This window comes from Streptococcus sp. HMSC074B11, assembly GCF_001808705.1.
Classification (GTDB): Bacteria; Bacillota; Bacilli; order Lactobacillales; family Streptococcaceae; genus Streptococcus.
Genome location: NZ_KV794223.1, coordinates 35,500 through 50,084, shown reverse-complemented (window position 1 = coordinate 50,084; position 14,585 = coordinate 35,500). Strand labels below are relative to the sequence as shown.

Below are 14,585 nucleotides of genomic sequence, written 5' to 3'. Positions count from 1 at the left end.
GCGTCCCTTGAAACGCTCATCTGCCCAGAGTTTTGGTTAATTTTTTTCTTACAATAATTGTTTTTTATGAAACACATATCATTTTTGGAAAACATTTCTTCATATTACTCAAGTAACTATTGCATTCTTATTTTCAGAAAATTTGAATCACTTCCTCTAAGAGAGCATTAACATAAGTGAACTTGTATTTTATTTTCTATATATAGAGAAATCTTTGATTTAAATTAGAGTTCCCTCAACTTTTTTTTAAAAAAAACAGAGAAAACTTGTGCCCCCTCTGTTTATAGTATTTAAGATAATTAATTTTCCTCACTCATTTTTGATTTTACTTCATCATAAGATAGTGCATGTGATTCCTCTTCTACTGTTTCAGGCATCTTTCCTGTTTCGTATAGAGATTTAATTTGTGTACTATCCAATGTTTCGTATTTCAATAATGCTTCTGCAATCAGCTTGTGAGTTTTGCGATTTGACTGGATAATTTCAGCAGCTTTGTTTCGTGCTTCATTCAATAATGAACGAACTTCTTCGTCAATTTCATAAGCTGTTTGCTCTGAAATTGATTTTTGAGGGCTTTGTGCACCAAACATAGCATGATTTCCTTCATATTGTACTGGACCAAGTTTTTCACTCATACCATACTCAGTAACCATAGCACGCGCCATCTGAGTCGCTTGTTCGAAGTCATTAGATGCTCCAGTTGTTTGGACGTTAAAGATAATCTCTTCAGCTACACGTCCACCCATTAAGCCAGCTAATTGCTCTTTCATATCTTCTTTGGATAAAAGCATTTGGTCTTCTTTAGGAAGTGCAATCATATATCCACCTGCACGTCCACGTGGTACTATGGTAACTTTATGAACAACACGGGCATTTGACAATACTAGACCGACAATGGTGTGTCCTGCCTCATGGTAGGCAACCAATTCACGTTCTTTTTGTGAAACTGTCTTGTCTTTCTTAGATGGTCCAGCGATAACACGATCTTCGGCTTCATCAATATCAGAAGCATCAATCACTGATTTATTACGACGAGCTGCAACTAAAGCTGCTTCATTCAATACATTTTCCAAATCGGCACCAACAAAACCTGGAGTTTGTTGTGCTACCAATTTCAAATCTACATCTTCAGCTAAAGGTTTATTTCTAGCATGGACTTTCAAAATTGCTTCGCGTCCCTTAACATCTGGACGACCAACCAATACTTTTCTATCAAAACGACCTGGACGAAGAAGGGCTGGATCTAAAACATCTGAACGGTTCGTTGCCGCAATGACAATAATTCCTTCATTTCCTTCAAAACCATCCATTTCAATCAAGAGTTGGTTTAAGGTTTGTTCTCGTTCATCATTACCTCCACCTAAACCAACACCACGTTGGCGACCAACGGCATCAATTTCATCAATGAAGATAATAGCTGGTGCTGCTTTTTTTGCGTCCTCAAAGAGAGAACGTACACGACTCGCACCGACACCGACGAACATTTCTACAAAGTCAGAACCTGAAATACTAAAGAATGGTACACCAGCTTCTCCTGCGACTGCTTTGGCAAGTAATGTTTTACCAGTTCCCGGAGGTCCTTCTAAGAGAACTCCAGCTGGAATCCGGGCACCCAATTTTGTAAATCGTTTTGGATCTTTTAAGAATTCAACAACTTCAACAAGTTCTTGTTTTTCTTCCTCTGCACCTGCGACATCTGAGAAGCGAACTTTGATATCTTCTTTATTAGCAGCTTTAGCTTTACTACGTCCAAAACTCATTGGATTACGTCCACTATTTCCGCCCATATTTCCCATCATAGAGAAGAGGAAGAAGAATAAGATAGCAAATGGTACTACTGAAACCAGGATGTTAATCCACATACCACTTGAGCTTTCGTGTTTCACTTCAATCTGTGTTTGGTGTTCACTTGCTAACTTTTGCAAATCCGCTACAGTTGTATCTGATGGGAGGACAATACTTGTAAATTTCTCTACTTTTGTAGCAGAGGGTGTAAAAAATTGAATTCCCGTTTCCTGTTTCTCTGTCTTAGCAGTTTTGTAGACACCATACACTTCAATAACACTACCACTTGGTTGGTAGGTCATTTCTTTTACATTGTCGTTAGTGATTTCCTGAACCAATTCTGAGTACTTAATTTGTTGACTATGACCAGCGGATCTGCCAGCAAAAAAGTACTGGAATCCTGTCACTAGCAAGAAAATCATCAACAAATAAAGGAATGGATTTTTTATGAAACCATTATTTTGTTTTTGCATTCAAACACTTACCCTTCTATTTTGAGTAAACTTCCTCTTTCAATACACCTACATAAGGAAGGTTACGATAGTTTTCATTATAGTCTAGTCCATATCCTACAACAAATTCATTTGGAATTGTAAAACATGTATAATCTGCTTCGATTTCTACAGTGCGACCTTCTGGTTTATCAAGCATGGTAACAATCTTCACAGACGCTGCTTCTCTTGCAGTAAACATATCTTTCAAACTTTTCAAGGTTTGACCAGTGTCAATGATATCTTCTACAAAGACAACATGTCGACCTTTAATATCTTGAGTTACGTCTTGTTTAATATTAATGACACCACTACTTACAGTCCCACCATGATAGCTAGAGACCATCATAAAGTCCATTTCAAGATGTGTATCAATATATTTCACCAATTCTGCCATAAAAGGAATAGAACCTTTTAAAATTCCAACTAAAATCGGATTTTTACCCTCATAATCTTTTGTCAACTGAGCACCCAATTTTTTAGCTGCTTCTGTAATTTCATCTTGTGAAATCAAAATTTTCTTGATATCTTTTTCTAACATGATTTTACCTATCTATTTTTTCTATATAAAGTACAGTGTTCATTATATCATTTTTCATTTTTTTACTCAAATCACTGATTTCAATTCCTAAAACTGAACAAATTTTTCCAAATTGCTCAATGATAATAGCTTTTTCTCGTCTTTCTTTAGGAATTTTTAAATCAATAAAAAGTCGCCTTACTTTTTTTCGATGACCATTTATTATCAAATAATCACCTGGCTGTCGATGCCGCAAAATCAATGATGTTTCACGGGAAACATTTATTTGTTGAACATTTTCACCTTTTAGAGGAATTCCAAATGAAAATAGAAAACCTTCATAATAAACTTGATTTTGATAGTTTAACACACATTCACTACTTTTTTCATCAGACTTCGGTCTGATTTTACTAATTTGAAAGTGCTGGTATTCTTTTATAAGTTCATAACCATTTTTTATATTATGGCGATATTGACTCTTAGTTTTTAAAATATGATGAATTTCTTGAAATTGTTTTCTTGTTACATTTAAATCAGCAAAACGACTAAGATATTGTTGTAGTAAAACTCTTTGTGTTGCTTCGGAAAAAGATAAAAACTGAGTTAAATCTTCCACATTGACTGTTTGAGATAATTCAGTCAGAGCAATTTGATAGTCAGAAACTTCTTTTCCAAACTCTAAAATTGCTTTTTTTACCTGAACATTTTCTTTTTCTAACTGTGGCAGATAGAGGTTGCGAATACGATTGCGAAGATAGTGATTTTCTTTATTCGTTGAATCTTCAAAATGCTCAATTTTAGGAAAATCTTTCTTATAAAAAGACAACAAAGGACGAATCAACTCTCCCTTATCAAACGTTTGTTTTTCTTTAATAGCTGATAAGTGTTGTAATCTAACACCCCTAATCATTCGCATAAATACCGTCTCAACCTGATCATCTGCATGATGAGCTGTTACAAGGGCTGTAGAGGAAGTTTTCCCCATTACTTTCCTAAAAAATTTATAGCGAAATTGACGAGCATTTGCTTCTGAAAAATCTCCAGTAAAATGAGCTACGTAAATTTGAACTCCAACTTGTTTAGCTAGTTTTATTAATTCATATTCTTCATAATCCGATTCTAATCGTTGTTTATGGTTTACATGAGCTAAAAATAATTCAATCCCAAGTTCTTCTTGGTAAGTTGAAAGGAGATGAAAAAGAAACATCGAATCCAATCCACCAGACAAGGCTAGTACAACTCGTGAATGATCTTTAAAATAACCTTTTTCTAGAAAATGATTTAAAAAATCTCGGTCTCTCATTTTAGGACCTCATAGACATCCTTAGCAATTTTAGAAATGGTATCATAATCAGAATTTTTGGTAAAGATTGAAATAATGAAAGGAGAATCTGTATAGACTATTCCTACATCGTGTTTAAATTCATCTGCATCTCCAATTTTATGGGCTACCTTAGCAGAAATATTCTTAGCAATCCTCTGATTATCAAAAGCTGTTTGTGATAGAGATTCTAAAACAAAACCATTCTGATTATAAATAGATTCCATAACTTGACCAGCCATTTTAGCTGAAGCTAACTTCTCTGTTACGTTCCACTCTTCACCTGCGATAGTAGCCATCTCTTTTCTAAAGGCTTCATCTGATTTATTCGTAATATAATAACCAAGAATATTATGAGCTACATTGTCAGATTCTTTTGCAGTTTTTGTGATTAAATCTTTGAGGGTGTAGTCTTTATTGTCTGCTGTTTTAGGGAGATTTCCGCTTCCTTCAGGTTTATAAGAACCAGGGAAATCATTAACTTCGGAAACATACTTTAATTTCGTGTCAAGTTGGTAATCACCTTGATTGATTTTTTCTTGAACATAATAAAGATAAGGCAATTTCATAACACTAGCAGCGTACATTTTTTGATCTTCATTAATCCCAGCTTCCTTACCCGTACTCAATTGTTTCACATAAATAGAAAACTGTTCATTTTGATAATTTGCAGATAGTAACTCTTGTACTTTCTGGATTCTATTATCATCATTGGAAATATAATCCGTCGAAATCCAACCAGTTTGTTTGATATGTAAAAACTCATGCCCACCAGCAAAAATAGTCATATCTACTTCAACATCTTGATAGGGTACCAAAGTAGATTTTAATTCTTGTTTATCATAAGGGCTATTATAGACAATAAATTCAGGTTCTAACCACACTCGTTTAGAAAAATTGTTGACAATTGAACTATCGTATAAAAGTCGTTTATCGGCCATCACAAACTGATTATTAGACAATTTAAAGACAGGCTGTCCTTGTTTATTTAATCTCCATTCTAAAACAGATAATTTTGTATCTGCATTGATTTTTCCTGATTCTTTAATCAAATCTTCTGTAGAATAAACAGATGTTTCACCATAAAATTTTGGAGATTCTATAACATCTTGATAGTAAAAATGATACGAAGCGTGGGTTAAGGAATAAACTTCTTGGTTTGGAATGATAACTGGATTCTCAGTGCTTACTACTTGGACACTTTTTAAAAAAATAGGAAGTAGCAATATCACTAAAAATTTACGCATTCTTTTTTTCCTCTTCTTCCTGTAACCGTAACAGATGATTTTTTTGAGCTAACTCTTCTAATTTTTCATCTGATTGACTTAAAAATTGTTCAATAATATCTAATAAATTTTCCATTTTACATTACCTAGGAAGTAAGTCCGGAATAGTATAAACTTCTTCCCATGATTTTGAATAGTAATATTTTGCACGCAAATACTTGGCTGCGTATGTTTCGTCCTTTAATTTGATTGCAAGATTTGATTCTTTATCTTTTTCATCGCTCAATTCTTGATACTGTTTTTTCAGATCGGCTAACTGTTGGCGACGTTCGAGTAGTTGCTGATAACTTTGAGTCAAATTATAGGTTGGTAGGATGAACAACAACATAATCAAAATCAAAACCCAGCCCATAAAACGATTTCGTCTTTGTCGTTCTTCCATCAAGTATTTACGACGTTGGTGTTCATTTTGAATAAAAGAATTATTCATTTGTACAATTTTTTTATACATCGTTTTCTACCCTTGTTTCACTGATAATTTCATACATACCTGCAGCATCTTCTTTTTTAGTGCTATCTTTCATTTCTAACACTTTTACGAGCAACAATTTATTTCCAAAACGAATTTCAACTTGGTCATTGATTTTTAAATCTGTAGAGCTCTTAGCAAGAATACCATTTACCTTGATACGTCCTTTATCTGCAACTTCCTTAGCCACTGTACGACGCTTAATAATTCTTGATACTTTTAAATATTTATCTAATCTCATTTTTATTACCTCAAATTATTATTGTACCATTTTTCTACCTTTTATAGAAGAAAAAAGATAAGTCCTAATGTGACTCTTTTGATTCTTTTATGTTTGCTAATGATTCTCCAAAAGTTAAAAGACCTTCTAAAATCTCATAATCCTTTTTATTACGAATATCAAAAATAACTTCGATTAAACCTTGATTTTCTGAAATATTGGCCTTCAAACTTGTCTGAGATAGAGCCTGGAAATAATCTTGAGTTAAGAATAGTTGTTGAGATATTTTTTCAAATTGAATAACAAGTTTATTATTTCTTCTTTCAACACGATTGACAAATACTTTATCAAGATATGCTTTAGCTAATCCAATTTCTAAAAGGTAAGCAACCACATCTGGATATTCTCCAAAACGATCGATCAACTCATCTTGTAATCCCTCATAGTTGACACGGTTATCAATCTGACGAATTCTCTTGTAAATTTCAATTTTATGCCGTTCATCTGAAATGTACTCATCTGGAAGATAAGCATCAATTTGTAGAATTAACTCTGCATTTCCTTTTTCACGTTTTTTGTCAGTTCCATTTTTCTTAGCTATCGCTTCTTCCAGCAACTGAGAATACAACTCAAAACCAACAGAATCAATAAAACCAGACTGCGAACTTCCTAAAAGATTACCCGCTCCACGAATGGATAAATCACGCATAGCGATTTTGAAACCAGAACCCAGTTCAGTAAAACCTTTGATAGCTTCTAATCTCTTCTCAGAAACTTCTGTCAAAGTTTTATCTGGACGATACATGAGATAAGCATAGGCAATTCGATTACTACGACCAACCCGACCTCTTAATTGATACAAGGTTGACAATCCCATATGATCTGCATTTTCAATAAATAAAGTATTTGCATTTGGAATGTCCACACCTGTTTCAATAATTGTAGTGGTGACAAGAATATCATACTGTCCTTCTATAAAGTCAAGTAGCATATTCTCCAAACGAATTTCACTCATTTGTCCATGAACAAAGCCAATCGAAGCTTCTGGAATCAGTTCTTGTAACTCTGAAACCTTTTTTTCAATCGTGTCAACTTTGTTGTAAAGATAGTAAACTTGACCACCACGATCCATTTCTCTCAATACAGCATCACGAATGACACGATCATTTTGTTCCAGAACATAGGTTTGAACAGGATATCGATTTGTTGGAGGAGTCTCTATGACTGATAAATCTCGGATACCCAGCATAGACATATGAAGAGTTCGAGGAATTGGTGTAGCTGTCAAGGTTAAGACATCAACCTTCTTTTTTAATTCCTTCAAAGCTTCCTTATGCTTAACACCAAAACGTTGCTCTTCATCAATAATCATCAACCCCAAATCTGCAAACTCAACATCTTTAGATAAAACTCGATGAGTTCCTATCAAAATATCTACTTGACCTTTTTTCAATTTTTCAAGTGTCTCAGTCTGCTCTTTTTTACTTCTAAAACGACTCAAAACATCCACATTGACAGCAAATTGTTCAAATCTTTCTTTAAAATTACTGTAATGTTGCTGAGCAAGAACGGTAGTTGGCACTAAAACAACAACCTGTTTATGATCATTGACAGCCTTAAATGCAGCTCGCATGGCCACCTCAGTCTTACCAAAACCAACATCTCCAACTAAAAGTCGGTCCATCGGTTGAGGAGCCTGCATATCCTTTTTAATTTCATCTATACTTCGAAGTTGATCTTCAGTTTCAACATAGGGGAAAGCCTCATCAAAAGCAACCTGATCTTCATCATCTTTTGAAAATGCAAAACCTTTAAGTTGACTTCTCTCTGCATATAACTTAATTAAATCATCTGCAATATCTTCAACTTGACTCTTTACTTTTTGCTTCGCTTTTTTAAAACGTCCATCGTTTAATTTGTTTAACTTTGGAGCCTTACCATCACTAGAAACATACTTAGAAAGAGTCTGTATCTGCTCCACAGGGATAGAGATACGATCTCCATTTTGATATAGAACACTTACGTAGTCTCGATGAATTCCTTTGATTTCAATCGTTTCAATCCCTAAATATTGCCCAATACCATGAATTTGATGAACAACATAGTCTCCTTTTTGGAGCTCGTTATAATCCTTTAATCGCTCAGCGTTGCTGATATTTTGTCTTCTATATTTCCGTTTAATCTTCTTTTTAAAAATCTCATATTCAGTGATAAATACAAGATTTTCATCTACAAAATGAAACCCATGTCGCAGATTTCCTTCAACAAGATTGACAGTTCCTTTACAGATTTCACTTTCGTCATTATTGTCAACTTTAATATCGTATTCATCAAGAATCGTTGACAGTTTCTTTAGTTCAGTATTGCTACTTGATTGAAGAACAATCGTATACTTTAATTTTTTGTAACGTTCAATTTCTTCTTTCAGAAAAGAAAATTGATTAAAGAACTCCTGCATAGGATATTGATTGAACTGATACAGATAATGAAATTTTAAATTTCCAAGCCCTTTTTGAAAATTTGAAAAGAAAGTCGCTGGTACATATTTTTTTAACTGACTTTCTACATCAGCAAAATATTGTAAACTTGATGCTGCTTTACTGTTTTGTAAATCTTCTGTAAAGTAGCTAGCTGTTTCCTTATCAAAAGCATCGTACTGGGTCATGATTTTTTGAAAATCATCAAAGATAATAGGCACTTGATTCAAATAGTCTATCAAGGTCCACTGTTTTTTATAAAATACAGACAACAACTTGCGAATATCTACATGAAGAACTTGCTCTTTCGTACAACTAAAAACTTCTTCTAAGTAAGACTTTAAAGTCGGAGAAAGTGCCTTATCAATCTCATGTTCTAAAAATTTCTGGCCACGATGATAATCTTCATGCGTTAACAAAATATCACTAGCTGGATAGATTAGTACTTGAGTTTGACTCTCTTTTGATAATTGAGTTTCAGTGTCAAATTTTCTAATACCATCAATCTCATCTCCAAAAAATTCGATTCGGTAAGGGGATATTTGAGAGGTTTCAAAGATATCCAGAATATCTCCACGAAGGCTAAATTCTCCCTGACTTTGAACTTGTGTAACTCTCTTATAACCAAGGGAAATCAAGTGATTTTTTAATTCTCTTTGTTCGCATTCCTGGCCCACTTGAAGTTCTAAGATACTATCATCAAAAACTTGAGGATTCGGCAAGAATACTCGACTAGCTGCGACGTTACAAACTAAAATCCCTCTTTGAGACTCATCTCGTAGAAACCGCAAAGCTTCAACCCGAGAAAAAACCTTTTCCTGAGATGATACCAAAAATTCGACCATCGGTGAATCATCTACTAGAAATGGATAAACTAGATCCGAACCTAATATGGAGATTAAATCATTGACCAGACGCTCCGCCTCTCCATATGTGGAAGTCATCACTAAAACCTTATCCTGACTCTTCAGACTACTAGCAATCGCTAACGATTTTGCTGATCCAGAAAGTCCTAGCAATAATTGTCTTTGTTGCTGTGGTAAGTTCTTATGCCAAGATAGAATTTGTTTATTCTCTAAAAAGAAATCGATTAATGCCATTTCCTTACCCATTATATTTCTGCATCGTATTTTCAAAGTTTTTTTCTTGTAAATAATAATTTACAGCATCGTCAACCTTGTCAATTGACTGTAAAATACCAATATAATCTTCTTGATCAAACTTACTCAAAACATGATGAACTACTGACATTCCTTTTTTAGGTCTTCCAATGCCAATCTTTACACGATTGAAAACCTGTGTACCTATATGTTGAATAATCGACTTAATTCCATTATGACCACCAGCTGATCCTTTAGCACGAAGACGAATTTTTCCGACTTCCATGTCAAGATCATCGTAAATAATCAGTAAATCTTCAATATCTAAACCATAGTAGGTTAACAATGCATGAACAGCTTTTCCACTTTCGTTCATAAAGGTGGTTGGTTTTACCAGATAAATTTTTTCACCATTAAGGAAAAAGGATGCTAAGTCAGCTTGAAAAATCTTATCGTGTGTAAAGGTAACATTCTGTTTTTTTGCTAGTTGGTCAATCAGCATAAAGCCAACATTATGTTTAGTTTCAAAATATTTATCTCCTGGATTTCCCAATCCTACAAGTAATTTTGTCATTTATATTTCCTTTCAAAAGTCAAAAGGGTTGGAATTTTTTTCCAACCTAATTGACATTATTTTAAATACTGATTAAACGTTAAAGCGGAATTCCATAATATCGCCATCTTGCACGACATATTCTTTTCCTTCTTCACGCAAACGTCCAGCTTCTTTTACAGCCTTTTCAGAGCCGTATTTTACCAAATCGTCATAAGACATGGTCACTGCACGAATAAATCCTTTTTCAAAGTCAGAGTGGATGATACCAGCTGCTTGAGGAGCTTTCATGCCACGTTTAAAGGTCCATGCACGAACCTCTTTTTCACCAGCTGTGAAGTAAGTTCCAAGTCCTAGTAGATGATAAGCAGCTCGAGTCAATTTGTCAACTCCTGATTCTGTCAAACCAATGGCTTCAAGAAACTCTTTTTTATCTTCATCGTCTAACTCAGAAATTTCTTCTTCAGCACGCGCAGAAATAACCACTACCTCTGCATTTTCTGTTGCCGCGAATTCACGAATTTGCTTCACATAATCGATAGAATCAGGTTCTCCAACGACATCCTCATCAACATTAGCTACATAAAGAACAGGTTTTGTGGTCAAAAGGAAAAGACCTTTGACTACTTTTTGCTCTTCATCTGTAAATTCAATGGTACGCGCTGATTTACCGTCTTCAAGAACTGGTTTAATCTTTTGGAGAACGTTAAATTCTGCAACTGATTCCTTATCTTTTTGCGTACGCGCCATTTTTTCTACACGCGCATAGCGTTTGTTGACTGATTCTAAGTCAGCAAGAATCAACTCTAGGTTAATAGTATCAATATCTGCTAGTGGATCAACAAAAGCATCCTCACGACCTTGCTCACGCATGACATTTTCATCATCAAAGGCACGGACTACATGAACAATCGCATCAACTTCACGGATATTGGCCAAGAATTTATTTCCCAAACCTTCTCCTCTTGATGCTCCTTTTACAATCCCTGCAATATCTGTAAATTCAAATGTTGTTGGAACTGTCTTTTTAGGAGTGATCATTTCCGTCAATTTTTGGAGGCGTTCATCTGGAACTTCTACCATTCCAACGTTTGGATCAATAGTCGCAAAAGGATAGTTTGCAGCCTCTGCTCCTGCTTTTGTAATTGCATTAAATAGGGTTGATTTACCAACGTTTGGTAAACCAACGATACCTGCTGTTAAAGCCATAGTTTCTCATTCTCCGTTCACATTTCAATCTTCAATATTATAACACAAAAAGGGAAAACTTGCTAACCCTCTAACTAGGGTTCTTAGTCGATGATTTTACTCATTTTTCTTTCAAAATCATAGCGACTCATCATAACTACATGCTCACAATTACTGCATTTTATCTTGATGTCTGCTCCAATACGGGTAATTTCCCAGCGATTTGCCTTTTTGCCTGTTGACTTAATCGTACAAGCATGTGGTTTTTTCATTTCAACAAAATTTCCAACCTGATACATCGTTAGTCTCCTTTTTCTTTTTCGATTATATCATAAAAGAGGCGAGCTAGGCTCAACCTCTTTCCATTAATTTGTACGAACTGGCGTGATGAGCTGCATGAAATCTTCATCTGTATCAGCTGGAACCAGAGTAAATGGACGAACTGCTGAAATAAAGCTGATTGTAACTTTTTCGCTATTTAGAGCTTTTAGTGCTTCAATCAAATAAGTTGGGTTGAAACTAATTGTCAAATCAGCACCACTTACATTTTCAGTATCAATTTCTTCGTTTACTTTCCCTACTTCTGGAGAATGAACATGGGCACTTACAACTCCTTCTTTGATTTCTAATTTAACAGTACCATTTTGTGTTGCACTTGATAAAAGACGTGCACGTTCCATAGACTGGCGTAGTTTAGCAACGTCAAAAGTCACTGTTGTATTGAAATCTGTTGGAATCAATCGATCGGTATCTGGATAATTTCCTTCTAAGAGACGTGTGTAGAAGCTAATATTTTCACTTCTAAAGAGAATTTGATTATTGGCAAAGAAAATCTCCACTGTTTCGATATCATCAGTAAAAACAGCTGAAAATTCGCGTAGCGAACGACTTGGGATGACAACATCAAAATCATCGCTATTTTTTTCAAGAGTCAACTTTTTCTGACTAAGACGGTGAGAGTCTGTCGCAACTGTTTTTAATTCTTTATGATTGCTCAAGACAAAATGTACCCCCGTCAAAATAGGACGGCTTTCTTGGGTACTAGCTGCAAAAGCTGTTTCATTGATAATCTTTTTAAGAAGTTTTGTTTCAAGAACTAAAGGATTACTTGCAGAAATTTCCTGAATACGTGGATATTGCTCGCTATCTTTTCCTTTAAGAGTAATCTCTGATTTTCCACTAGTTAAGACAATTTGCTTTTGTTCAATCTCTTTAAAATCAAGTGTTACATCTGGAAGACTTGAAACAACATTGATAAAGAAAGAAGCTTCCAGTAGAACTGAACCTAAAGAGTTAATCAAGAGACCTGCATTTTCATTTTTTTGCGATATAAAATTTTCGATTGAAATTTGACCATTTGATCCAATCAAGGTAATTCCTTCATTGGTAACATCAATTTTTACAGTCGACAAAATAGGAATTGCATTCTTTGAGCTAATAGCTCTCTTTGTTGTATTTAAGGCTTGTAAAAATAAGTTTTTATTAATTGAAAAATGAATCATGGATTCTCCTTTATTCTTTTTATTATTAGAAGGATAATAGTAATAATAGAGTGTGTGAAATCTGTGGAAAAACACTTGTAATCAAGAAAACTCAAGGACAGAGCCTTGTTTAAAAGATGTGGATAAATAAGAGATTTTTTTAAAAGTTATCCACAAGTTATTTAATTTTCTTTTTGATGTTTTCAATTTCTATACGTAAATTATCATCTGTTTCAAGCATGGATTTGATTTTTCCATGAGCGTGAATAACCGTTGTGTGGTCTTTACCACCAAACTCTTTTCCAATCTTAGGAAGGCTATTATCAGTCATTTCTCTGGCTAGATACATGGCAACTTGACGAGCTAAAACGATATTTTGAACACGTCTAGTTCCTTTTATTTCCTTGACACTAACACCATAGAAGTTTCCAACTTCTGTTTGGATTTTATCAATTGGAATCACAATCATTTTGCTGACGTCTTGTTTACGAGCACGAATAGCTTCAGCGGCAATATCAACTGTGATATCGTTAATCTTTTTGACTTTGGCCATTAGGCTGATATCATTGAGTGCACCCTCGAGTTCTCGCACGTTAGAGTCAAATTGTCCGGCCAAATATTCGAGTGTATCATTCTGAAAATGATAATTGAGATGTTCAGTCTTACTCTGTAAAATAGCAATACGTGTTTCAAAATCAGGTGGTGTGATATCTGTCGTTAATCCCCACGAGAAGCGCGTGACCAGACGTTCAGGTAGACTCTCTAAATGTTCAGGCCTACGGTCGCTTGTTAAAACAATTTGTTTATTATTATTGTGAAGGGCATTAAAAGTATTGAAAAACTCTTCTTGAGTTTGTACTTTCTTTCCACTAAGAGATTGAATATCATCAATGAGTAGGAGGTCTAAACTACGATAAGTTTTTTTAAATTTTTCCATATCATTGAGTCTCAAATGCTCTAGAAATTCATTAATGAAGCTTTCAGCAGGTATGTATTTAACACGCGCATTTGGACTCTTTTTTAGAATTTCATTACCAAGGGCATTTAGCAGGTGAGTTTTTCCCAGTCCAGGACCTCCATAGATAAATAGAGGATTATAAGTTAGTCCAGGATCTTCAGAAACAGCTAAAGCTGCGGACTTAGCCCAAACATTACCATTTCCTTGGACAAAATTATCGAAAGTGTACTTTTCCTTGAGTCCAGTTTCAGAATATGGAATAGTGGACAGATTTTGCTGATAGTTATTTGTAGACTCAGAATGTAGGTCTACTTGAGAGGCAGCTTCTTCAACTTTCGTGAAGACATAATGGGCTTTTATTTCAGTATCATAGATTTCAAAACCTGCCGCTAAAAGCATCCCATTGATATTTCTTTCCCAGAATATCTGCATTTCATCTCGGGGTAAGAAAATCGTTGCAGTAGTCTCTTCAACTTTAACAAGTTTCGCGTCTAAAATATAGAAATCATAAACTGACTGAGTTAATTTATCATGTGCAAGTTCTAAAAGACGATTCCAAAATTGTTTTTCCTTCAATGATTTCCTCCTCCTTTACTATAGAATTTAAAAGGTTTATTGATAGAATCATTTTACCATAGATCAGATTATTTTTCCACAAGTTGTGGAAAACAATTAACAATGTTTTTAACTGTTATCCACAAAATGTGGATAACTAAGAAAAATTCTGAAATACTGA

The 14,585-nt window shown here is 34.5% G+C and carries 13 protein-coding genes; all 13 read right to left on the bottom strand.

Translation table 11 applies throughout. The annotated features are described in order from the left end of the window. Positions 1 to 299 precede the first annotated feature (299 nt). Positions 300 to 2,258: an ATP-dependent zinc metalloprotease FtsH gene (gene ftsH, locus HMPREF2619_RS00785; RefSeq protein WP_070458229.1), complete on the bottom strand. Its 1,959-nt coding sequence runs from the start codon at positions 2,256 to 2,258 to the stop codon at positions 300 to 302. Between the two features lie 16 nt (positions 2,259 to 2,274). Further along, on the bottom strand, positions 2,275 to 2,817 hold the full coding sequence (hpt, locus tag HMPREF2619_RS00780) for a hypoxanthine phosphoribosyltransferase (RefSeq protein ID WP_000890189.1): 543 nt from the start codon (positions 2,815 to 2,817) through the stop codon (positions 2,275 to 2,277). A 4-nt stretch (positions 2,818 to 2,821) separates the two neighbouring features. Then, a complete protein-coding gene (tilS, locus tag HMPREF2619_RS00775) occupies positions 2,822 to 4,099 on the bottom strand; it encodes a tRNA lysidine(34) synthetase TilS (RefSeq protein WP_070458227.1) in 1,278 nt (425 codons plus the stop codon). After that, a complete protein-coding gene (locus HMPREF2619_RS00770; RefSeq protein ID WP_070458226.1) occupies positions 4,096 to 5,364 on the bottom strand; it encodes a serine hydrolase in 1,269 nt (422 codons plus the stop codon). The genes tilS and HMPREF2619_RS00770 overlap by 4 nt, the downstream gene beginning before the upstream one ends. Next, positions 5,357 to 5,479 carry an SP_0009 family protein gene (locus HMPREF2619_RS11535; RefSeq protein ID WP_000429332.1) on the bottom strand — a complete coding sequence of 41 codons (123 nt, stop codon included), beginning with the start codon at positions 5,477 to 5,479 and terminating at the stop codon, positions 5,357 to 5,359. Before HMPREF2619_RS11535 ends, HMPREF2619_RS00770 begins: the two co-directional genes overlap by 8 nt. Before the next feature lie 6 nt (positions 5,480 to 5,485). After that, complete coding sequence (locus tag HMPREF2619_RS00760) at positions 5,486 to 5,854, bottom strand: septum formation initiator family protein (RefSeq protein ID WP_070458225.1); 369 nt, start codon at positions 5,852 to 5,854, stop codon at positions 5,486 to 5,488. After that, positions 5,847 to 6,113: an RNA-binding S4 domain-containing protein gene (locus HMPREF2619_RS00755; RefSeq protein ID WP_001234970.1), complete on the bottom strand. Its 267-nt coding sequence runs from the start codon at positions 6,111 to 6,113 to the stop codon at positions 5,847 to 5,849. The genes HMPREF2619_RS00760 and HMPREF2619_RS00755 overlap by 8 nt, the downstream gene beginning before the upstream one ends. A 64-nt stretch (positions 6,114 to 6,177) precedes the next feature. Next, positions 6,178 to 9,681 (bottom strand): transcription-repair coupling factor, encoded by a 3,504-nt coding sequence (gene mfd, locus HMPREF2619_RS00750; protein ID WP_186821474.1) that lies wholly within the window; start codon positions 9,679 to 9,681, stop codon positions 6,178 to 6,180. Continuing rightward, positions 9,674 to 10,243, bottom strand: a complete 570-nt coding sequence (gene pth / locus HMPREF2619_RS00745; RefSeq protein ID WP_070458224.1) for an aminoacyl-tRNA hydrolase — start codon at positions 10,241 to 10,243, stop codon at positions 9,674 to 9,676. Before pth ends, mfd begins: the two co-directional genes overlap by 8 nt. Positions 10,244 to 10,315: 72 nt before the next feature. Further along, positions 10,316 to 11,431, bottom strand: coding sequence for a redox-regulated ATPase YchF (ychF, locus tag HMPREF2619_RS00740; protein ID WP_049530395.1), 1,116 nt, complete (start codon positions 11,429 to 11,431; stop codon positions 10,316 to 10,318). Between the two features lie 83 nt (positions 11,432 to 11,514). Beyond that, positions 11,515 to 11,709: a DUF951 domain-containing protein gene (locus HMPREF2619_RS00735; protein WP_070458223.1), complete on the bottom strand. Its 195-nt coding sequence runs from the start codon at positions 11,707 to 11,709 to the stop codon at positions 11,515 to 11,517. 66 nt (positions 11,710 to 11,775) lie between these two features. After that, positions 11,776 to 12,912 (bottom strand): DNA polymerase III subunit beta, encoded by a 1,137-nt coding sequence (gene dnaN / locus HMPREF2619_RS00730; RefSeq protein WP_049508360.1) that lies wholly within the window; start codon positions 12,910 to 12,912, stop codon positions 11,776 to 11,778. Between the two features lie 157 nt (positions 12,913 to 13,069). Continuing rightward, entirely contained in the window at positions 13,070 to 14,425 is a 1,356-nt protein-coding gene (dnaA, locus tag HMPREF2619_RS00725; RefSeq protein WP_070458222.1) for a chromosomal replication initiator protein DnaA, read from the bottom strand. Positions 14,426 to 14,585 lie beyond the last annotated feature (160 nt).

Bases quoted from the DNA above. Each gene is read 5' to 3' on its own strand.
- ftsH (WP_070458229.1), bottom strand. From the start codon at position 2,258: ATGCAAAAACAAAATAATGGTTTCATAAAAAATCCATTCCTTTATTTG.
- hpt (WP_000890189.1), bottom strand. From the start codon at position 2,817: ATGTTAGAAAAAGATATCAAGAAAATTTTGATTTCACAAGATGAAATT.
- tilS (WP_070458227.1), bottom strand. From the start codon at position 4,099: ATGAGAGACCGAGATTTTTTAAATCATTTTCTAGAAAAAGGTTATTTT.
- HMPREF2619_RS00770 (WP_070458226.1), bottom strand. From the start codon at position 5,364: ATGCGTAAATTTTTAGTGATATTGCTACTTCCTATTTTTTTAAAAAGT.
- HMPREF2619_RS11535 (WP_000429332.1), bottom strand. From the start codon at position 5,479: ATGGAAAATTTATTAGATATTATTGAACAATTTTTAAGTCAATCAGAT.
- HMPREF2619_RS00760 (WP_070458225.1), bottom strand. From the start codon at position 5,854: ATGTATAAAAAAATTGTACAAATGAATAATTCTTTTATTCAAAATGAA.
- HMPREF2619_RS00755 (WP_001234970.1), bottom strand. From the start codon at position 6,113: ATGAGATTAGATAAATATTTAAAAGTATCAAGAATTATTAAGCGTCGT.
- mfd (WP_186821474.1), bottom strand. From the start codon at position 9,681: ATGGGTAAGGAAATGGCATTAATCGATTTCTTTTTAGAGAATAAACAA.
- pth (WP_070458224.1), bottom strand. From the start codon at position 10,243: ATGACAAAATTACTTGTAGGATTGGGAAATCCAGGAGATAAATATTTT.
- ychF (WP_049530395.1), bottom strand. From the start codon at position 11,431: ATGGCTTTAACAGCAGGTATCGTTGGTTTACCAAACGTTGGTAAATCA.
- HMPREF2619_RS00735 (WP_070458223.1), bottom strand. From the start codon at position 11,709: ATGTATCAGGTTGGAAATTTTGTTGAAATGAAAAAACCACATGCTTGT.
- dnaN (WP_049508360.1), bottom strand. From the start codon at position 12,912: ATGATTCATTTTTCAATTAATAAAAACTTATTTTTACAAGCCTTAAAT.